Annotated in this window: 15 protein-coding genes, 2 rRNA genes and 1 pseudogene; 4 read left to right on the forward strand and 14 right to left on the reverse strand. The window is 66.9% G+C overall.

The genetic code is table 11. The features are described from left to right. Positions 1-56: 56 nt before the first annotated feature. Positions 57-3178: ribosomal RNA gene (locus OG841_RS20680) — 23S ribosomal RNA — on the reverse strand. 305 nt (positions 3179-3483) lie between these two features. Beyond that, positions 3484-5009, reverse strand: a 16S ribosomal RNA gene (locus tag OG841_RS20685). Together the 16S and 23S rRNA genes form the textbook arrangement of a ribosomal RNA operon. Before the next feature lie 839 nt (positions 5010-5848). On the opposite strand from OG841_RS20685, the gene trpS reads away from it, so the two are divergent. Next, a complete protein-coding gene (gene trpS / locus OG841_RS20690; RefSeq protein ID WP_365123674.1) occupies positions 5849-6910 on the forward strand; it encodes a tryptophan--tRNA ligase in 1062 nt (353 codons plus the stop codon). Here trpS and OG841_RS20695 read toward each other — a convergent pair. Next, positions 6814-7863, reverse strand: a complete 1050-nt coding sequence (locus tag OG841_RS20695; protein WP_365123671.1) for a GlxA family transcriptional regulator — start codon at positions 7861-7863, stop codon at positions 6814-6816. The two genes, trpS and OG841_RS20695, sit on opposite strands and share 97 nt — an antisense overlap. A 75-nt stretch (positions 7864-7938) precedes the next feature. Here OG841_RS20695 and OG841_RS20700 point away from each other — a divergent pair, with 75 nt between their 5' ends. Continuing rightward, positions 7939-8526: a cysteine hydrolase family protein gene (locus tag OG841_RS20700; RefSeq protein WP_365123669.1), complete on the forward strand. Its 588-nt coding sequence runs from the start codon at positions 7939-7941 to the stop codon at positions 8524-8526. A gap of 15 nt (positions 8527-8541) precedes the next feature. On the opposite strand, the gene proC is transcribed toward OG841_RS20700, so the two are convergent. From proC to OG841_RS20735, 7 genes and pseudogenes are all read right to left on the reverse strand, one after another. Continuing rightward, positions 8542-9354 (reverse strand): pyrroline-5-carboxylate reductase, encoded by an 813-nt coding sequence (proC, locus tag OG841_RS20705; RefSeq protein WP_020122518.1) that lies wholly within the window; start codon positions 9352-9354, stop codon positions 8542-8544. An 83-nt stretch (positions 9355-9437) separates the two neighbouring features. Then, entirely contained in the window at positions 9438-10223 is a 786-nt protein-coding gene (locus OG841_RS20710) for an ABC transporter permease (protein ID WP_328640150.1), read from the reverse strand. Then, entirely contained in the window at positions 10220-11044 is an 825-nt protein-coding gene (locus OG841_RS20715; protein ID WP_328640149.1) for an ABC transporter ATP-binding protein, read from the reverse strand. Before OG841_RS20715 ends, OG841_RS20710 begins: the two co-directional genes overlap by 4 nt. A 69-nt stretch (positions 11045-11113) precedes the next feature. After that, positions 11114-11893 carry a class I SAM-dependent methyltransferase gene (locus OG841_RS20720; protein WP_371566452.1) on the reverse strand — a complete coding sequence of 260 codons (780 nt, stop codon included), beginning with the start codon at positions 11891-11893 and terminating at the stop codon, positions 11114-11116. Between the two features lie 136 nt (positions 11894-12029). Continuing rightward, positions 12030-12539, reverse strand: coding sequence for an EamA/RhaT family transporter (locus OG841_RS20725; protein WP_371566454.1), 510 nt, complete (start codon positions 12537-12539; stop codon positions 12030-12032). Positions 12540-12583: 44 nt separating this feature from the next. Then, positions 12584-12897: pseudogene (locus OG841_RS20730) on the reverse strand (hypothetical protein). Between the two features lie 56 nt (positions 12898-12953). Beyond that, a complete protein-coding gene (locus tag OG841_RS20735; RefSeq protein ID WP_328640146.1) occupies positions 12954-13280 on the reverse strand; it encodes an SH3 domain-containing protein in 327 nt (108 codons plus the stop codon). A 182-nt stretch (positions 13281-13462) separates the two neighbouring features. On the opposite strand from OG841_RS20735, the gene OG841_RS20740 reads away from it, so the two are divergent. After that, the gene (locus OG841_RS20740) at positions 13463-15559 is read left to right on the forward strand and encodes a serine/threonine-protein kinase (protein ID WP_371566456.1); all 2097 of its coding nucleotides are present in this window, start codon (positions 13463-13465) and stop codon (positions 15557-15559) included. Between the two features lie 81 nt (positions 15560-15640). On the opposite strand, the gene ilvD is transcribed toward OG841_RS20740, so the two are convergent. The 4 genes from ilvD to OG841_RS20760 form a co-directional block, all read right to left on the reverse strand. Further along, positions 15641-17494, reverse strand: coding sequence for a dihydroxy-acid dehydratase (gene ilvD, locus OG841_RS20745; protein WP_328640144.1), 1854 nt, complete (start codon positions 17492-17494; stop codon positions 15641-15643). 136 nt (positions 17495-17630) lie between these two features. Further along, positions 17631-18269: a TetR/AcrR family transcriptional regulator gene (locus OG841_RS20750; RefSeq protein WP_371566459.1), complete on the reverse strand. Its 639-nt coding sequence runs from the start codon at positions 18267-18269 to the stop codon at positions 17631-17633. Between the two features lie 31 nt (positions 18270-18300). Continuing rightward, positions 18301-19125 carry a sugar phosphate isomerase/epimerase family protein gene (locus tag OG841_RS20755; protein WP_328640142.1) on the reverse strand — a complete coding sequence of 275 codons (825 nt, stop codon included), beginning with the start codon at positions 19123-19125 and terminating at the stop codon, positions 18301-18303. Between the two features lie 116 nt (positions 19126-19241). Next, entirely contained in the window at positions 19242-20183 is a 942-nt protein-coding gene (locus tag OG841_RS20760) for a Ppx/GppA phosphatase family protein (RefSeq protein ID WP_328640141.1), read from the reverse strand. Between the two features lie 71 nt (positions 20184-20254). Between OG841_RS20760 and OG841_RS20765 the strand changes: the two genes are divergently transcribed. Beyond that, complete coding sequence (locus OG841_RS20765; protein ID WP_365123651.1) at positions 20255-21112, forward strand: hypothetical protein; 858 nt, start codon at positions 20255-20257, stop codon at positions 21110-21112. Positions 21113-21173 lie beyond the last annotated feature (61 nt).

The raw sequence follows: 21173 nt of genomic DNA on the forward strand, positions 1-21173 counted from the left end.
ACCGGAAAAACGACACGGTCGTTGCCTCAGAACTAACACAGTGGACGCGAGCAAATATGGACAAGCCCTCGGCCTATTAGTACCGGTCACCTCCACCCATTACTGGGCTTCCAGATCCGGCCTATCAACCCAGTCGTCTACTGGGAGCCTTAACCCCTCAAGGGGGTGGGAATACTCATCTCGAAGCAGGCTTCCCGCTTAGATGCTTTCAGCGGTTATCCCTCCCGAACGTAGCCAACCAGCCATGCCCTTGGCAGAACAACTGGCACACCAGAGGTTCGTCCGTCCCGGTCCTCTCGTACTAGGGACAGCCCTTCTCAATATTCCTGCGCGCGCAGCGGATAGGGACCGAACTGTCTCACGACGTTCTAAACCCAGCTCGCGTACCGCTTTAATGGGCGAACAGCCCAACCCTTGGGACCGACTCCAGCCCCAGGATGCGACGAGCCGACATCGAGGTGCCAAACCATCCCGTCGATATGGACTCTTGGGGAAGATCAGCCTGTTATCCCCGGGGTACCTTTTATCCGTTGAGCGACGGCGCTTCCACAAGCCACCGCCGGATCACTAGTCCCGACTTTCGTCCCTGCTCGACCCGTCGGTCTCACAGTCAAGCTCCCTTGTGCACTTACACTCAACACCTGATTGCCAACCAGGCTGAGGGAACCTTTGGGCGCCTCCGTTACTCTTTAGGAGGCAACCGCCCCAGTTAAACTACCCATCAGACACTGTCCCTGATCCGGATCACGGACCCAGGTTAGACATCCAGCACGACCAGACTGGTATTTCAACGACGACTCCACCTGAACTGGCGTCCAAGCTTCACAGTCTCCCAGCTATCCTACACAAGCCGAACCGAACACCAATATCAAACTGTAGTAAAGGTCCCGGGGTCTTTCCGTCCTGCTGCGCGAAACGAGCATCTTTACTCGTAGTGCAATTTCACCGGGCCTATGGTTGAGACAGTCGAGAAGTCGTTACGCCATTCGTGCAGGTCGGAACTTACCCGACAAGGAATTTCGCTACCTTAGGATGGTTATAGTTACCACCGCCGTTTACTGGCGCTTAAGTTCTCAGCTTCGCCACACCGAAATGTGACTAACCGGTCCCCTTAACGTTCCAGCACCGGGCAGGCGTCAGTCCGTATACATCGCCTTACGGCTTCGCACGGACCTGTGTTTTTAGTAAACAGTCGCTTCTCGCTGGTCTCTGCGGCCACCCCCAGCTCGAGGAGCAAGTCCTCTCACCAGTGATGGCCCCCCTTCTCCCGAAGTTACGGGGGCATTTTGCCGAGTTCCTTAACCATAGTTCACCCGAACGCCTCGGTATTCTCTACCTGACCACCTGAGTCGGTTTAGGGTACGGGCCGCCATGAAACTCGCTAGAGGCTTTTCTCGACAGCATAGGATCATCCACTTCACCACAATCGGCTCGGCATCAGGTCTCAGACTATTGCCAGGCGGATTTACCTACCTGACGTCCTACACCCTTACCCCGGGACAACCACCGCCCGGGCTGGACTACCTTCCTGCGTCACCCCATCACTCACCTACTACCACCTTGGTTCGGCGGCTCCACCACTTTCCATTCCCCGAAGGGTCCGGAACGGCTTCACGGCCTTAGCATCAATAGGTTCGGTGTTTGACGCTTCACAGCGGGTACCGGAATATCAACCGGTTATCCATCGACTACGCCTGTCGGCCTCGCCTTAGGTCCCGACTTACCCTGGGCAGATCAGCTTGACCCAGGAACCCTTAGTCAATCGGCGCACACGTTTCCCACGTGTGTATCGCTACTCATGCCTGCATTCTCACTCGTGAACCGTCCACCACTGCCTTCCGGCGCGGCTTCACCCGGCACACGACGCTCCCCTACCCATCCATACAGGCGTTGGCCCTATTGTATGAATGACACGACTTCGGCGGTACGCTTGAGCCCCGCTACATTGTCGGCGCGGAATCACTAGACCAGTGAGCTATTACGCACTCTTTCAAGGGTGGCTGCTTCTAAGCCAACCTCCTGGTTGTCTCTGCGACTCCACATCCTTTCCCACTTAGCGTACGCTTAGGGGCCTTAGTCGATGCTCTGGGCTGTTTCCCTCTCGACCATGGAGCTTATCCCCCACAGTCTCACTGCCGTGCTCTCACTTACCGGCATTCGGAGTTTGGCTAAGGTCAGTAACCCGGTAGGGCCCATCGCCTATCCAGTGCTCTACCTCCGGCAAGAAACACACGACGCTGCACCTAAATGCATTTCGGGGAGAACCAGCTATCACGGAGTTTGATTGGCCTTTCACCCCTAACCACAGGTCATCCCCCAGGTTTTCAACCCTGGTGGGTTCGGTCCTCCACGAAGTCTTACCTCCGCTTCAACCTGCCCATGGCTAGATCACTCCGCTTCGGGTCTTGAGCGTGCTACTCAAACGCCCTATTAGGACTCGCTTTCGCTACGGCTACCCCACCCGGGTTAACCTCGCAACACACCGCAAACTCGCAGGCTCATTCTTCAAAAGGCACGCAGTCACGAGACACCAAGCAAGCTTGATGTCCGACGCTCCCACGGCTTGTAGGCACACGGTTTCAGGTACTATTTCACTCCGCTCCCGCGGTACTTTTCACCATTCCCTCACGGTACTATCCGCTATCGGTCACCAGGGAATATTTAGGCTTAGCGGGTGGTCCCGCCAGATTCACACGGGATTTCTCGGGCCCCGTGCTACTTGGGTGTCTCTCAAACGAGCCGCTGATGTTTCGACTACGGGGGTCTTACCCTCTACGCCGGACCTTTCGCATGTCCTTCGCCTACATCAACGGTTTCTGACTCGTCCTGTCGCCGGCAGACGACAGAAGAGAGATCCCACAACCCCGAATGCGCAACCCCTGCCGGGTCTCACACGCATACGGTTTGGCCTCATCCGGTTTCGCTCGCCACTACTCCCGGAATCACGGTTGTTTTCTCTTCCTGCGGGTACTGAGATGTTTCACTTCCCCGCGTTCCCTCCACATACCCTATGTGTTCAGGTATGGGTGACAGCCCATGACGACTGCCGGGTTTCCCCATTCGGAAACCCCCGGATCAAAGCCTGGTTGACGACTCCCCGGGGACTATCGTGGCCTCCCACGTCCTTCATCGGTTCCTGGTGCCAAGGCATCCACCGTGCGCCCTTAAAAACTTGGCCACAGATGCTCGCGTCCACTGTGCAGTTCTCAAACAACGACCAGCCACCCATCACCCCGGAGCTTCACTCCGAGTTCACTGGGGCCGGCATCGAGGGGGTTCATTCCCTCAGACACCCAACAGCGTGCCCGACACCCTCGCCACTCATGATCAGCTTTCCACGCTCCGAAGAGCAGTACTGGCAGCCCGAGATGACTGAAAGTGCCGAATAATCAACGTTCCACCCATGAGCAACCACCGTCGAACGTGTGCCGACGTAATGGCCCTGGACCACCGGGCAAGCCCGGCAGCCTAGATGCTCCTTAGAAAGGAGGTGATCCAGCCGCACCTTCCGGTACGGCTACCTTGTTACGACTTCGTCCCAATCGCCAGTCCCACCTTCGACAGCTCCCTCCCACAAGGGGTTGGGCCACCGGCTTCGGGTGTTACCGACTTTCGTGACGTGACGGGCGGTGTGTACAAGGCCCGGGAACGTATTCACCGCAGCAATGCTGATCTGCGATTACTAGCAACTCCGACTTCATGGGGTCGAGTTGCAGACCCCAATCCGAACTGAGACAGGCTTTTTGAGATTCGCTCCACCTCACGGTATCGCAGCTCATTGTACCTGCCATTGTAGCACGTGTGCAGCCCAAGACATAAGGGGCATGATGACTTGACGTCGTCCCCACCTTCCTCCGAGTTGACCCCGGCGGTCTCCTGTGAGTCCCCATCACCCCGAAGGGCATGCTGGCAACACAGAACAAGGGTTGCGCTCGTTGCGGGACTTAACCCAACATCTCACGACACGAGCTGACGACAGCCATGCACCACCTGTACACCGACCACAAGGGGGGCACCATCTCTGATGCTTTCCGGCGTATGTCAAGCCTTGGTAAGGTTCTTCGCGTTGCGTCGAATTAAGCCACATGCTCCGCTGCTTGTGCGGGCCCCCGTCAATTCCTTTGAGTTTTAGCCTTGCGGCCGTACTCCCCAGGCGGGGAACTTAATGCGTTAGCTGCGGCACCGACGACGTGGAATGTCGCCAACACCTAGTTCCCACCGTTTACGGCGTGGACTACCAGGGTATCTAATCCTGTTCGCTCCCCACGCTTTCGCTCCTCAGCGTCAGTAATGGCCCAGAGATCCGCCTTCGCCACCGGTGTTCCTCCTGATATCTGCGCATTTCACCGCTACACCAGGAATTCCGATCTCCCCTACCACACTCTAGCTAGCCCGTATCGAATGCAGACCCGGGGTTAAGCCCCGGGCTTTCACACCCGACGTGACAAGCCGCCTACGAGCTCTTTACGCCCAATAATTCCGGACAACGCTTGCGCCCTACGTATTACCGCGGCTGCTGGCACGTAGTTAGCCGGCGCTTCTTCTGCAGGTACCGTCACTTTCGCTTCTTCCCTGCTGAAAGAGGTTTACAACCCGAAGGCCGTCATCCCTCACGCGGCGTCGCTGCATCAGGCTTTCGCCCATTGTGCAATATTCCCCACTGCTGCCTCCCGTAGGAGTCTGGGCCGTGTCTCAGTCCCAGTGTGGCCGGTCGCCCTCTCAGGCCGGCTACCCGTCGTCGCCTTGGTGAGCCATTACCTCACCAACAAGCTGATAGGCCGCGGGCTCATCCTTCACCGCCGGAGCTTTCAACCACCACAGATGCCTGCGGTAGTGGTATCCGGTATTAGACCCCGTTTCCAGGGCTTGTCCCAGAGTGAAGGGCAGATTGCCCACGTGTTACTCACCCGTTCGCCACTAATCCCCACCGAAGTGGTTCATCGTTCGACTTGCATGTGTTAAGCACGCCGCCAGCGTTCGTCCTGAGCCAGGATCAAACTCTCCGTGAATGTTTACCCGTAATCGGGTGCACACATCACGAGAGCGGAGCGACCACCGGAATAAGGCGGTCGCTCACAGCGTCCTCGCTGTGTTTTCTTCAAAGGAACCTCGCCCCAGCAGATGCTGGAGACGGGGTATCAACATATCTGGCGTTGATTTTTGGCACGCTGTTGAGTTCTCAAGGAACGGACGCTTCCTTTGTACTCACCCTCTCGGGCTTTCCTCCGGGCTTTTTCCCTTCGGTCTTGCGTTTCCGACTCTATCAGACCGTTTCCGGTTCCGATTTCCTCGGCGCTTTCCAGGTTCCCGCTCTCGCGTTTCCCTTTCCGGCGGTTCCGACTCTATCAGATCCTTTCGGGCCTGATTCCCAGTCAGCGGGGGTTTGCCTTCCCGGCTGTTGGGCCGTTCCGACGAGTGAGACTTTAGCGGATTCCCGGCTCCCGAGCTAATCGGGGGCCGCCGTCCTTTCGAACGCGGATTCCTCATTTCGCGAATACGCACGCCAATGCGGCGACGGCAGACAGAGTGACTGTCGTCGTTTGTTGGCTGGTACCTGCGGAATGGCTGTCCGGGGACCGACCGGGGTCGGCGCTCACGTCGGACAACTCGGAGAACACTACGTACCGGGCTGGGGAGTGTCAACTCAGGTCCGGACGGGCGCTCGGAGGCGTACGCTGACAGGCATGACAACGCGTACGTGCACCCAGCAGTGGTGGGCCGCCTGACGGCGGCCGTGATCACGTATGCACTCAACGGCCGCCGCCTCGGCGGCCGTTCGCATATCTCCCTCCAGGACTCCTGAGGGTCGGCCGGCCGGGGTCGGCGGCCTCGACCAGGAGGTGGAGAGATGACGCGGGTCTTCAGCGGGGTCAAGCCGACGGGGCATCTGACGCTGGGGAACTACCTGGGAGCCATGCGGCAGTGGGCCACGGTCGACCAGCACCGGGCCGAGTCGCTGTTCTGCATCGTCGACCTGCACGCCCTGACCGTCGACCATGATCCGGCGCGGGTGCGCCGGCTGAGTCGGCAGGCGGCGACGCTGCTGCTCGCGGCGGGGTTGGATCCCGAGCTGTGCACCGTGTTCGTACAGAGTCATGTGGACGAGCATGCGCGGCTGTCGTACGTGCTGGAGTGCGTGGCCACGGACGGCGAGATGCGGCGGATGATCCAGTACAAGGAGAAGGCCGCTCGGGAGCGGGCGCGGGGCGGGAGTGTGCGGCTGTCGTTGCTGACGTATCCCGTGCTGATGGCGGCGGACATCCTGGCCTACGGGGCCGACGAGGTGCCGGTCGGGGACGACCAGGCACAACACGTGGAGTTGACGCGGGATCTGGCGGCGCGGTTCAACCAGCGGTACGGCTACACGTTCGTGGTGCCCCGGGCCACCCTGCCCACGGTGGGCGCGCGGGTCATGAACCTTCAGGACCCGCTGTCGAAGATGGGGAAGTCCGACGACTCCGGGCCGGGGATCGTCTATCTGCTCGACGAGCCGGATGTCGTGCGGAAGAAGGTGATGCGGGCCGTGACCGACAGCGGGCGGGAGGTCGTGTACGACCGGGAGGCGCGGCCCGGCCTGGCGAATCTGCTGGAGATCCTCGCGTCCTGTACGGGTGGGAACCCATCGGAGCTGAGCGGTGTATATGAGTCGTACGGCGCCTTGAAGAAGGACACCGCCGAGGCCGTGGTCGAGGTCTTGAGGCCCGTGCAGGAGAGGCACAAGGAGTTGTGCGCGGATCCTGGCTATGTGGAGGGGGTGCTGCGGGATGGCGCGGAGAGAGCGCGGGCGATGGCGCGGCCGACCGTGGATGCCGCTTATCGCGCGATCGGGCTGCTTCCGGCCACTGCCGAGCCGGTCGCGGTGGATACCGACGCGGTCGACAGCGGAGTCGTGCTGAACGCTGCCCGGTAGGCGCGTGGGCTGGTGGCGAGGCGCGATGCGAAGTGCTGGCGCATCGTGACCTCGCTGCCGAAGCCGGCGCGGCGGGCGACTTCGGGCATCGGCAGGTCAGTGCGCTCAAGGAGTTTCTGGGCTGCGGCGATGCGCTGGTCGAGGAGCCAGCGGAGCGGGGTCGTGCCGGTTTCCGCGGCGAAGTGACGGGCGAAGCTGCGGGCGGACATGCCTGCGCGGGCGGCCAGGTCGGCGACGGTGAGCGGTTCGTGGAGGTGGCGCAGGGCGTGCTCGCGTACGGCGGCGAGGGCGTCGGAGTCGCGGTCGGCGCGCGGGGTGGGGTGCTCGATGAACTGGGCCTGGGTTCCGGTGCGGAAGGGCGCGGTGACCATCGAGCGGGCGATGGTGGCCGCGGCTTCGGCGCCGTGGGCCCGGCGGACGAGGTGGAGACAGAGGTCGATGCCTGCCGCGGTGCCGGCCGCGGTCCAGATGTTGTCGTCCTCGATGAACAGGGCGTCGGGGACGACGGTGACCTGGGGGTGGTGTGCGCGCAGGGGGTCGATCAGGTTCCAGTGGGTGATGGCGCGGCGACCGTCGAGGAGGCCGGCCTGGGCGAGGGTGAAGGCGCCACCGCACAGGGCCGCGATGGTGGTGCCGCTGGTGTGCGCGCGGCGCAGGGCTTCGAGGACGGGGGTGGGTGCGGAGGTGAGGTGGTCGTCGAGGCCGGGGATCACGATGAGATCGGCGTGGGGCAGCCAGTCGAGGGTGCGGTCGGGAAGGAGGGTGAGGCCGCCGCGCATGGGGACCGGTGTGGTGTCGGGGGCGGCTCGGCGCAGGTCGAAGGCGGGGGCTCCGCGATCGGTGCGGTCGGTGCCCCAGACCTCGGTGATGACGGAGACGTCGAAGGGGCGGATCCCGGGGAAGGCGACCAGCGCGACGCCGTACGCGTGCTCCTTCTCCCCAGGGTTCTCCATGGCTGGCAGTAAACCATCGATCGCTGTCTTTTCACCCACTGGGTGGGGTGGGCTCCCGGCGGCAGGATCGTCGGCATGGAGATCGCAGAGGACGCAGCGCTGGTGGTCGTGGACGTCCAGAAGGGCTTCGACGAGGCCGACTTCTGGGGACCGCGGAACAACCCGGAGGCCGATGACAACGTCGCTTCGCTCATCGACGTGTGGCAGGCGACGGGGCGGCCGGTCGTGTTCGTGCGGCATGACTCGCGGAAGCCCGAGTCGCCGCTGCGGACGGGGTATGAGGGGAACGCCTTCAAGGAGTACGTGGAGCGGCGGCGTGGGAGGGGGGTCGGCGGGGCTGAGCTGTTGGTCACGAAGACCGTGAACTCGGCCTTCTACGGGACGCCGGATCTGGATGCCTGGCTGAAGGGCGAGGGGATCTCGCAGTTCGTGGTGGCCGGGATCCAGACCAACATGTGCGTGGAGACGACGGCTCGGATGGGCGGGAACCTCGGTTATGACGTGGTGGTCGCCTATGACGCGACGCACACGTTCGATCTGGAGGGCCCGTTCGGCTGGCGGCGGAGTGCGGACGAGGTGGCACAGGCGTCGGCGGTCTCGCTGCACGGGGGCGGCTTCGCTCGTGTGGTGGCCACGAAGGAAGTGGTGGACGCGGCGGGGTGACCGCCCCCGTGGGCCTCAGTCCTTCTTGCCGGAGGCCAGGGCGCGGCTGCGGTCGCGGGCGGCTTCGAGGGCGGCGATGAGGGCGGCGCGTACGCCGTGGTTCTCGAGTTCGCGGATGGCGTTGATGGTGGTGCCCGCGGGGGAGGTGACGTTCTCGCGGAGCTTCACCGGGTGCTCGCCGCTGTCGCGGAGCATCGTCGCGGCGCCGATCGCGGACTGGACGATCAGGTCGTGGGCCTTGTCGCGGGGCAGGCCGAGCAGGATGCCGGCGTCCGTCATGGCTTCGACCAGGTAGAAGAAGTACGCCGGTCCGGAGCCGGAGAGGGCGGTGCAGGCGTCCTGCTGGGACTCGGGGACGCGGAGCGTCTTGCCGACGGCGCCGAAGATCTCCTCGGTGTGGGCGAGGTGGTCGGCGGTGGCATGGGTGCCGGCGGAGATGACCGACATGGCCTCGTCGACCAGGGCGGGCGTGTTGGTCATCACGCGGACGACGGGGGTGCCGGTGGCGAGGCGCTCCTCGAAGAAGGAGGTGGGGATGCCGGCGGCGCCGCTGATGACCAGGCGGTCGGCCGGGACGTGCGGGGCGAGTTCGTCGAGGAGGGTGCCCATGTCCTGCGGTTTGACCGTGAGGATCAGGGTGTCGGCGGTCTTCGCGGCTTCCGGGTTGGTGACCGGGGTGACTCCGTAGCGGCTGCGGAGTTCTTCGGCTCGCTCGGGGCGGCGGGCGGTGACCAGGAGGTCGGCCGGGGCCCAGCCGGCGCGGATCATTCCGCTGAGCAGGGCTTCGCCGATCTTGCCGGTGCCGAGGACTGCGACTTTCTGACTCATGCGGTTCAGTCTGGCACCGGGTCGGGGCGTGCAGGGCGGGTGTCCGGTGGGCGGAACAGGAGGGTGGCCGACCGTGCGCAGCGCTATGGCGTCCTGCGCCTGAGGGTTGCCGCTCCCAGTCCCAGGACCAGCAGTGCGCAGCCCGCCACGATCAAGGCGTCGCGTAGGAAGGTCGCTGTCATGTCCGTGTGCCTGAGGACTTCGTTCATGCCGTCGACGGCGTAGGACATGGGGAGGACATCGGAGATGGTCTCCAGGACGGGGTGCATGTTGTCGCGGGGGGTGAAGAGTCCGCAGAGGAGGAGTTGGGGGAAGATCACGGCCGGCATGAACTGGACGGCCTGGAACTCGGAGGCCGCGAAGGCCGAGACGAACAGGCCGAGGGCGGTGCCGAGCAGGGCGTCGAGCAGGGCGACCAGCAGCAGGAGCCAGGGGCTGCCGATGACGTCGAGGCCGAGGAACCAGACGGCGAGGCCGGTCGCGAGGGCGGACTGGATGATCGCGAGGACGCCGAAGGCGAGGGCGTAGCCGGCGATGAGGTCGCCTTTGCCCAGCGGCATGGCGAGGAGGCGTTCGAGGGTGCCGGAGGTGCGTTCGCGCAGGGTGGCGATGGAGGTGACCAGGAACATCGTGATCAGCGGGAAGATCCCGAGGAGGGAGGCACCGATGCTGTCGAAGGTGCGCGGGCTGCCGTCGAAGACGTAGCGCAGCAGGAAGAGCATCACGCAGGGGATCAGGATCATCATCGCGATGGTGCGCGGGTCGTGGCGGAGCTGGCGCAGGACCCTGGCCGCGGTGGCGGTGGTGCGGGAGAGGCTGAGGGCGCTGGTGGGAGCGGGCGCGAGGTTCGGCGTGGTGGTCGTGGTCATCGCGTGGGCTCCTTGGTGCGGCTTGCCTCGACGGCCTGGTCGACCAGGTGGAGGAAGGCCTCCTCGACAGTGTCGGAGTGTGTGCGGGTGCGGAGGGCCTCGGGGGTGTCGTCGGCGAGGATCTCGCCCTCGCGCATCAGGAGGAGGCGGTGGCAGCGCTCGGCCTCGTCCATGACGTGGGAGGAGATGAGGAGGGTGGCGCCGCGGCGGGCGGCGATGTCGTGGAAGAGGTTCCAGAGGTCGCGGCGCAGGACGGGGTCGAGGCCGACGGTGGGTTCGTCGAGGACGAGGAGTTCGGGGGTGCCGAGGAGGGCCACGGCGAGGGAGACGCGGCTGCGCTGGCCGCCGGAGAGGTTGCCGGCGAGGGAGTCGGCGTGGGTGGTGAGGTCGACGTCGGTGATGGCCCGGGTGACGTCGGAGTGGCGGCGGTCGGCGGCGGCGCGGCCGGGAGCGAGGATCGCGGCGAAGTAGTCGAGGTTCTGGCGGACGGTCAGGTCGTCGTAGACGGAGGGGGCCTGGGTGACGTAGCCGATGCGGGTGCGGAGAGTGGGGTGGCCCGCGGGCCGGCCTAGGACGTCGAGGGTGCCGGTGACCTTGGCCTGGGTGCCGACGATCGAGCGCATCAGCGTGGACTTGCCGCAACCCGAGGGGCCGAGGAGGCCGGTGATCTGGCCGCGTGGGACGTCGAAGGCGAGGCCGCGCAGGACGGTGCGGGGGCCGCGCACGACGGTGAGGCCGTCGGCGTGGACGGCGGGGATGGCGGGCCCTTGGGCCGTGCTGTCGTCGCTGTCGTCGGGTGGCCCGGACGCATTATTCACCATGTGATGAATAATGCTCTCGCGGCTTCTGACCGTCAAGCGAGTCACCCCCCCCCTGGAACTCGGCGGGGGTCAGGCGTTGACGGCGACCAGCAGTTCGACGTCGTAGGTCTCCTCGACGGTCTCGTCCGGGAAGAGTTCCAGCAGGATCCGGCGCTCCTCGGTGAGGAAGGCGCCCGCGTGCTCCTCGCCCGCGACCAGGAACAGCGAGTGGCTGCCGATGTTGGCGAGGTGGGTGTCGACGGGGACGTGGCGGCTCCAGCGGACCACGCGGTGGGCGAAGTCCAGGCGGCCGGTGGGGTCGGCCAGGGCCGACCGGGCTCCGCTGCCGTTCACCTCGACGGCCGGGTGGGCACCGTAGGCCTTGAAGTGCTCCCCGATGCGGTCCAGTTGACCGGTGATCCACGGCACGTCGAGGGCGTGGGTGTTCCACCACAGGGCGAGCGCGCCGCCGGGGCGCAGGACGCGGAGGGCTTCGGGGACCGCGCGGGCGGGGTCGGTCCAGTGCCAGGACTGGGCGTAGGTCAGGAAGTCGACGGCGTCCGCGAGGAGGGGGAGGTCGTTGCCGTCGCCCCTGAGGATCGGGATGTCGGGGTGCGCACTGCGGAACTGCGCCGCCATGCCGACCCCGGGTTCGACCGCGACGACCTCGGCGCCCCGGGCCTGCAGCAGAGCGGTCGCGATACCGGTACCGGCCCCGATGTCGGCGACCCGCGCACCCGCGAGGGGCCGGCCGGCGAGCTCTTCGACGGCGTCGAAGAGGGCGGGTGGGTAGGAGGGGCGGTTGGCGGCGTACTGGGCTGCGGCGGTGTTGAAGGAGTGGGCTCGGGTGGTGCGGGAGGAAGCCGTCATAGGGACATGGTGGCCGGGGTGCGAGTGGGGCGCTGTGAGTTTTCGGTGAGAAACGGAGGCGTGGGCGGATGCAGGGGTGCGGGCCTGTGTGGATGTGCGGCTCCGCAGCGACGGGGCTGCGGCTGCCCGAGCGCCGTCAGCGGCGGCGCTTCTGCTTCGAGGGGTTCCCCGTGCGGCGAGCGTCCCTCTTCTCGTGCTCCCGCCGGGCAGCCTCGTACTCCTCGCGGTGCAGCTTCTCGCCCGGCGCCTCGATGAGGGAGCGGAAGAAGTAGGCCAGGAGCGACCCGACGAACCCGATGGCCAGCAGACCGCGGAGGGAGGCCTGGCGGTCCGGGTCGGGGCGCCTGCCGAAGCCGTCCCACGTGGTGTGGAAGGCCAGCGCGCTGCAGATCGCGAACATCGCGATGACGAGGACGGTCACGAAGCTGCCGGTGTCGGCGATCTGGAGGCCCTCGTAGGCGAAGCGGAGGATCAGGCAGGAGGCGACGGCGGCGGCGAGGGAGCCGGTGGCCGCGCCGACGCGGCGGAGGGCGTAGCCGTTGTCGTGGTCCACCCAGGCCGTGCCGAAGAAGCGGATCGGTTCGGGGCGGGGGCCGCCCACCGTGGAGCCCGCGGGGATGTCCTGGGTGCCGGATTCGTCGCTCACGGGACGATTATGGCTCCGGGGCGGGGGCGGGCTCCCTTCGGGGATCAGGAGCAGCGGTCGGCCACGTAGCCGTCGCTGCCGGTGTTCACGTACGCGTCGGAGACGTACTGACTATTGCTGATGTTGTCCCAGATGTGTTCGAGGTGCCATACGGACCGGTCACTGTGGTGCCCGGCGTCTGGCAGTAGATGTGGACCATGGAACCCTCGGGCAGGACACGGACGACGCTGTAGCTCGTGCCTGGTCCGCTGCGGGCGTTCAGCTGATAGCCGGAAGCCACGGGGTAGTACCGGATCGTCACGGCCTCGGCATTGGCGGCGCCCACCATGAGGAGGGCGCCGGTCAAGCCTGCGAGCATGACGGATCCGCGTTTCAGGGTGTCACTCGTGGATCCCTCTGGGATGGGTGACCAGGTCAGCCGCAGCGCGAGGCGACGTAGCCGTCGCTGCCGGTGAGTACGTAGGCGTCCGAGACGAACTCGCCGTTGGCGATGTTGTCCCAGATGTTCGAGGTGCCGTACGGGCCGACAACCGAAGTCCCCGGCGTCTGGCAGTAGATCGCGACCTGCGCGCCCTCGGGGAGGACACGGACGATGCCGTACTGCGTGCCCGGGCCGCGGCGGACGTTGAGGCGGTAACCCGGTGCCACCGCGTAGTAGTGCACGGCCGCGGTCGCGGCAGCGGCTGTTGTGACGGACTTGCTCTCGCCGCTCTCGACTTCTTCCACGCGGTCAACAGACATGAAAATCCTCCCCCGTTGGTCCCCATGACTGCCATGGGGTCCCGTTGATTCCCCTAAATCACGCCATGAAACACATGTACGCAACTCGCACGCGGAGACTAGCAAGCCGCCTCTGTCCCGTACGAGTCATCGACTAGGCTCCGTGCGTCGCGCGCGCGGACGATCAGCACGGGGGTGGTTCCATGGCGCCACAGGGCAACACCGGAGCGGGCGCGGAAGCGGAACTTCCCGAGTACGCCGGTCACTACCGGCTGGAGTCATGCCTCGGCTCCGGTGGGATGGGCGTCGTACACGTCGCGCGCAGCACCTCGGGGATGAAGCTCGCGGTGAAGGTCGTCCATACCGAGTTCGCCAAGGACCCCGAGTTCAGGGGGCGCTTTCGGCAGGAGGTGGCCGCGGCCCGGAAGGTGAGCGGGGCGTTCACCGCGTCCGTCGTCGATGCCGATCCCGATGCCGAACGGCCCTGGATGGCCACACTGTTCATTCCCGGCCCGACCCTCTCGGACGAGGTGAAGCGGAACGGGCCCATGGCGCCCTCCGAGTTGCGCCGGCTGATGGCCGGGCTCGCCGAGGCGCTGCGCGACATCCATCGGGTCGGGGTGGTCCACCGGGATCTCAAGCCGAGCAATGTGCTGCTCGCCGAGGACGGGCCCAAGGTCATCGACTTCGGTATTTCTCGGCCAAAGGACAGCGAACTTCGCACCGAGACCGGGAAGTTGATCGGGACGCCGCCGTTCATGGCGCCGGAGCAGTTCCGTCGGCCCAGGGAGGTGGGACCCGCCGCCGACATCTTCGCGCTCGGATCGGTGATGGTGCATGCGGCCACCGGGCGCGGGCCGTTCGACTCCGACAGTCCGTATGTCGTCGCCTACCAGGTCGTGCACGACGAGCCGGACCTGACGGGCGTACCGCAGAACCTCGCACCGCTCATCGTGCGGTGCCTCGCCAAGGAGCCCGAGGACCGGCCCACGCCCGACGAGTTGATGCGGGAGCTGCGGTCGGTCGCGGCCTCGTACGACACCCAGGCGTTCATACCGGCGCAGCGCACGGGTGATGTGCCGGTGCTTGAGCAAGAGGCCGAGGAGCCGGTACGCCGACCCGAGCGGCGCCTGCGCAGAAACGTGTTCCTCGCCGCCGGCGCACTTGCCCTTGTCGCGAGCGGAGTGTTCGCCTCGGTCCAGTTGCTCGGCGACGGACGGCCCACGCCGACGGACAGCGATACGCCCCGGGCGGGGGCGTCCGCGTTCCGCGCCTGGGAGGCGAAGCCCATGGCCGGGGGCACGGGTACGCCCCGGTGCTCGTACGGGGCGGGAAAGCTCTTCTGCGTGCGGGCGGGTCTGGTCTTCGCCCTCGATCCGACCGACGGCAGCCTGCTGTGGCGGTATGCGGCCGACACGAACCGGTGGAGCGTTCCGCCCGCCCTGTCCGGTGGCCTCCTGCTGCCGTTGGCCGATTACGGCAACCGTCTGGAGGCGCTCGATCCCGCCACGGGCCGGACGCGCTGGCAGCGGAACGTGCCGACGTACGACGGCGTGTGGTCGGCCGACGGCATGCTTCTGGTCACCCGCGCGGACGGGACGGTGACCGGCGTGGACAGCGCGTCCGGCGACACCAGGTGGAGCAAGGAGATACCCGGCCACGCCACACCGTCGTTCTCCACGTTTCCCGGGGACCCGCTGCTGTACGTGACCAGCACGTCCGTCGACGAGTCGAGTACTCGGGTCACCGCCGTGGACGCGGCCACGGGTGACGTGCGGTGGGACGAACACCTCGACGGCGCGCTGACCCCGATCGGTTCGGAGAACGGATCCGTCTTCTTCCTCTCCGTCGACCAGGTCTACGACTACGCCAAGGCCGTGGTCCGCTACACCCCCGCCTCCGGAGCCACCCGGAAAGTGACCCTGCCCGTGCCTCGGCAGGGAGCCGAGGCCGCTGTGCACGACGGTGTCGTCTATGTGCTGGCCACCGCCGGAGCCCTGGAGGCCGTCGACGTCGACACGGGCCGGCAACTGTGGCACCTGGAGACGTCCGTGAGCCGGGGATCCGTCCCGGTCCCCGACGGCAGTCACGTCTTCGTCACCGCTTCCGACGGGCGGCTGCTCGCCGTGGACGCGCGCAAGGGAACGCTCGCCGGGCAGACACCGGCACGGCTCGGCGCCAACGCGGGCGATGTGATCGCCACGCTGCCCCGGCCCGCTGTCGCCGATCACCACATCTACGCCACCGCCCCCGACGGCACCGTCTTCGCCGTGGACGCCCGCAAGCCCTCGGACTGGTAGCGCTCAGAACAGGCGCGCGGCACAAACGGGGCCGCCCCCGAAGGGACGGCCCCAGGCTCTCGCGGAGTGAAGGAGGGAACCTCAGCCCAGCTTCGACACGTCCCGCACCGCGCCCTTGTCGGCGCTCGTGGCCATCGCCGCGTAGGCCCGCAACGCCGCCGAGACCTTGCGCTCGCGGTTCTTCGGGGCGTAGGCGCCGTCCAGTGCGGCCTCCCGGCGGGCCAGTTCCTCGTCGTCGACCAGGAGCTCGATCGACCGCCCGGGGATGTCGATGCGGATGCGGTCGCCGTCCTCGACGAGGGCGATGGTGCCGCCGGCCGCGGCCTCCGGGGAGGCGTGCCCGATGGACAGGCCGGACGTGCCGCCGGAGAAGCGACCGTCGGTGATCAGGGCGCAGGCCTTGCCGAGACCGCGGCCCTTCAGGTACGAGGTCGGGTAGAGCATCTCCTGCATACCGGGTCCGCCCTTGGGGCCCTCGTAGCGGATGACGACGACGTCGCCCTCCTTGACCTGCTGGGTGAGGATCTTCTGGACGGCCTCCTCCTGCGACTCGCAGACCACCGCCGGGCCCTCGAACCGCCAGATCGACTCGTCCACACCGGCCGTCTTCACGACGCAGCCGTCGACCGCCAGGTTGCCCTTGAGGACCGCCAGGCCGCCGTCCTTGGAGTACGCGTGCTCGATGCTGCGGATGCAGCCCTCGGCGGCGTCCTCGTCCAGCGCCTCCCAGCGCTCCGACTGGGAGAAGGCCTCGGCGGAGCGGACACAGCCGGGGGCCGCGTGCCACAGCTCGAGCGCTTTCGCGGAAGGCGATCCTCCCCGGACGTCCCACGTCTTCAGCCAGTCCGCCAGCGACGGGCTGTGGACCGAGTGCACGTCCTCGTTGAGCAGGCCCGCGCGGTGCAGTTCGCCCAGCAGCGCCGGGATGCCGCCCGCGCGGTGCACGTCCTCCATGTAGTACGTGCGGTTCTTCGCCACGTTCGGGGCGACCTTCGCCAGGCACGGGACACGGCGGGAGACCGCGTCGATCTCGGCGAGGCCGAAGGGGACCTCCGCCTCCTGGGCCGCCGCCAGCAGGTGCAGGATCGTGTTGGTCGAGCCGCCCATGGCGATGTCGAGGGCCATGGCGTTCTCGAAGGCCGCGAGGGTGGCGACGTTGCGCGGCAGAACCGTGTCGTCGTCCTGCTCGTAGTAGCGGCGGGTGATGTCCATGACCGTGTTGGCCGCGTCGACGTACAGCTCCTTGCGGGCCGTGTGCGTCGCCAGGACCGAGCCGTTGCCGGGGAGCGAGAGGCCGATGGCCTCCGTGAGGCAGTTCATCGAGTTGGCCGTGAACATGCCGGAACAGCTGCCGCAGGTCGGGCAGGCGTTCTCCTCGATACGGAGCATGTCCTCGTCGGAGATCTTCTCGTTCACCGCGTCGGACATCGCGTCGACCAGGTCGAGGGTGCGGACCGTGCCGTCCACGAGGGTCGCGCGGCCGGACTCCATCGGGCCGCCCGAGACGAAGACCGTGGGGATGTTCAGCCGCAGCGCGGCGTTCAGCATGCCCGGGGTGATCTTGTCGCAGTTGGAGATGCAGATCAGGGCGTCGGCGCAGTGGGCCTCGACCATGTACTCCACCGAGTCCGCGATCAGGTCGCGGGAGGGGAGGCTGTAGAGCATTCCCCCGTGTCCCATCGCGATGCCGTCGTCGACGGCGATGGTGTTGAACTCGCGCGGGATGCCGCCGGCCTCGACGATCGCCTCGGAGACGATCCGGCCGACGGGCTGCAGGTGGGTGTGGCCCGGCACGAACTCCGTGAAGGAGTTGGCGACCGCGATGATCGGCTTGCGGCCGATGTCCGCACCGGGTACACCGGAGGCGCGCATAAGGGCGCGGGCGCCCGCCATGTTACGGCCGTGGGTGACTGTGCGGGACCTCAGCTCGGGCATCGTCGCTCGCTCCTTCAGAGACGGTCGTCAGAGACTTCAGAGACGGTCGTATGAGACTTCTGACTGCTAACGAGCGTACGCCGGTCATCCAGGGGTCGGGACAAGGCGTCCGGCATGCGGGACGCACGTCTCGGAGTCAGGGCCCGGTCAGATGGCTCTGCACCACCGGGGCCACCCGCGCGATGATCTGCTCGATGTCCGTCGACTCCAGCGGCTCCACCTTGATCACATACCGCAGCATGGCCGTCCCCACCAGCTGCGCGGCCGCCAGTTCGGCCCGCAGCTCCGCGTCCGGCACGTCCAGCTGGTCGGCGATGCGGCGCAGCAGCTGGGCGGCGACGAGGCGGCGGAAGACGGCGGCCGCGGTCTCGTTGGTCACGGCGGAGCGGACGATCGCCAGGATCGGCATGCGCGTCGCCGGGTTCTCCCACACGCCGAAGATGAAGCGGGTCAGACGCTCTCCGACGTCCTCCAGCGGACCCTCGTCGAGCGCGTCGGGCGCACTCAGCGCGGGCGCGGCGGCGACTTCCACGGCCGCCTCGAAGACCTGCTCCTTGGTGCCGAAGTAGTGGTGGACCAGGGCCGAGTCGACCCCGGCGGCCTTGGCGATCCCCCGAACGGACGTCTTCTCGTAGCCCCGCTCGGAGAACTCCTCACGGGCCGCGAGGAGGATCCGGTCGCGGGTACCGGCCGCGTCCGATTCCGTACGGCGGGGCCGGCCGCGCTTGCGGGCGGTGACGTCGCCGGTCGCCCGGGCGCTTTCGAGGTCGCTCACGGCCGGGGCGCCTTCACGGTCGCTCGGTTCCTCATCGCCGGGGCACCTTCACCGGCGAGGCCAGATGGAGGCGGGTGAAGGCCAGGGCCTCGGCGAGGTCGGCCTCACGTTCGGCGCCGGACATCGCGCGGCGGGTGTTGACCTCGATGACGACATGGCCGTCGAAGCCGCTCAGCGCGAGGCGCTCCAGGAGTTCGGCGCAGGGCTGGGCGCCGCGGCCGGGCACGAGGTGCTCGTCCTTCGCGGAGCCCTTGCCGTCGGCGAGGTGCACATGGCCGAGACGGTCCCCCATCCGGTCGACCATCTGCATCGCGTCGGTCCTGGAGGTCGCCGCGTGGCTGAGGTCGATCGTGAAGTGCCGGTAGTCGTCCTTGGTGACGTCCCAGTCGGGGGCGTAGGCGAGCATCTCGCGGTCGCGGTAGCGCCAGGGATACATGTTCTCGACGGCGAACCGTACGTCCGTCTCGTTCGCCATCCGCCAGATCCCGCTGACGAAGTCTCGGGCGTACTGGCGCTGCCAGCGGAACGGCGGGTGTACGACGACCGTGCTCGCGCCCAGCTTCTCGGCTGCCGCGCGGGCGCGCTGGAGCTTGACCCAGGGGTCCGTCGACCACACGCGCTGCGTGATGAGCAGGCAGGGGGCGTGCACGGCGAGTATGGGGATGCCGTGATAGTCGGAGAGGCGGCGCAAGGCCTCGATGTCCTGGCTGACCGGGTCGGTCCACACCATGACCTCGACGCCGTCGTATCCGAGGCGTGCGGCGATCTCGAAGGCCGTCGCCGTCGACTCCGGGTAGACGGAGGCCGTCGACAGGGCGACCTTCGCATCCGGGATCCGTACGACTGGCTCTGCCATGGGGGACAGATTACGGGTTGCCGTGGGTGGGGTGCGGGGTGCCCATTCGCCGTTGTGGTGATTGCCACTGGGCGGGTGCGGGTGAGTCGGGGTTGTTCGCGCCGTTCCGCGCGCCCCTATATGCCCTGAACCGATCCCATATGGTCAAGTCTGCGCAGGATGACGCCCTCCCTCAGCGCCCAGGGGCAGATTTCCACCTTTTCCACACCGAACAAATCCATCGCGCCCTCGGCCACCAAGGCGCCCGCAAGGAGCTGGTTCGCCCGGCCCTCCGACACGCCCGGGAGTTCCGCCCGCTGGTCCGTCGTCATACCGGCCAGCCTCGGGACCCAGGCCTCCAGGGACTCGCGCTTCAGTTCGCGCTGGACGTAGAGACCCTCCGTCGAGCGGGCCGCGCCCGCCAGACGGGCCAGCTGCTTGAAGGTCTTGGACGTGGCGACCACGTGGTCGGGTGCGCCGAAGCGGGCGAACTCGCCGACCGTACGGGCGATCTGGGCGCGCACGTGGCGTCGCAGGGCCCGGATGGCGTCCGGATCCGGGGGGTCTCCGGGGAGCCAGCCTGCCGTGAGGCGGCCCGCGCCCAGAGGGAGGGAGGCCACCGCGTCCGGTTCCTCGTCGATGCCGTAGGCGACCTCCAGGGAGCCGCCGCCGATGTCGAGGACCAGGAGCTTGCCCGCCGACCAGCCGAACCAGCGGCGGGCGGCGAGGAAGGTGAGGCGGGCCTCTTCGGCGCCGGTGACGACCTGGAGCTCGACGCCGGTTTCGGCCCGCACGCGCGCGAGGACGTCGTCGGCGTTGCTGGCCTCGCGGACGGCGGAGGTGGCGAACGGGAGCAGGTCCTCGACGCCCTTGTCCTCGGCGGCCTGGAGCGCGTCCTTGACGACCGAGACCAGCTTCTCGACGCCTTCGGGACCGATCGCCCCGGCCTCGTCGAGGAGTTGGGCAAGGCGCAGTTCCGCCTTGTGCGAGTGCGCGGGCAGGGGGCGGGCGCCGGGGTGTGCGTCCACCACCAGCAGATGCACCGTGTTCGATCCCACGTCGAGGACACCGAGTCTCATGGAGGGAACGCTACTGCCAGCTGGGCGTTCGACTGTCTCCGGAGGGGCCTCGGGCGACTTACCCTGGACGCGTGCCAAAGACGAAAAAGGTGAAGGACGACAAAACGGCCGAATCCGCCAGCGGTCCTTCGCGGGCGAAACCGCCGAAGCAGTCGCGGAAGGCCATGAAGGCTCTGAAGGCCGACGAGAAGGGGCTCGACTTCGCACGCGCGTGGGTGGAGTTCCCGGATCCGGCGGACGACGAGCAGGTCTTCCGCTGCGATCTGACATGGCTGACCTCTCGGTGGAACTGCATCTTCGGCAGCGGCTGCCAGGGCATCCAGGCGGGCCGGGCGGATGACGGGTGCTGCACGCTGGGTGCCCACTTCTCCGACGAGGACGACGAGAAGCGGGTCGCCGAGCATGTGGCGCGACTCACTCCGGACCTCTGGCAGCACCACGACGAGGGCACGGCCAACGGCTGGATCTCGCAGGACGAGGACGGTGACCGGCAGACCCGGCCCTTCCAGGGCTCCTGCATCTTCCAGAACCGGCCCGGCTTCGCGGGCGGCGCGGGCTGCTCGCTGCACATCCTGGCCCTGAAGGAGGGCCGTGAGCCGCTGGAGACCAAGCCGGACGTCTGCTGGCAGCTTCCGGTGCGGCGGACGTACGACTGGATCGACCGGCCCGACGACACGCGCGTGCTCCAGGTGTCGATCGGCGAGTACGACCGGCGCGGCTGGGGTCCGGGCGGGCACGACCTGCACTGGTGGTGCACGTCGGCGACCTCGGCACACGGCGCCGGTGACCCGGTGTACGTCTCCTACCGCCCCGAACTGATCGAGCTGATGGGCAAGGCGGGCTACGACCGCCTCGTCGAGCTCTGCGAGGAGCGCCTGGCCTCCCAGCTGCCCCTGCTGGCACCGCATCCGGCGGACCCGACCCACTGAGCGCCCTGCACCCCGACACAGCACACGCCGGCCCTTCCCTCCCGACATCACGCCCCCTGCC

It is taken from the genome of Streptomyces canus, from assembly GCF_041435015.1.
Classification (GTDB): Bacteria; Actinomycetota; Actinomycetes; order Streptomycetales; family Streptomycetaceae; genus Streptomyces; species Streptomyces canus_G.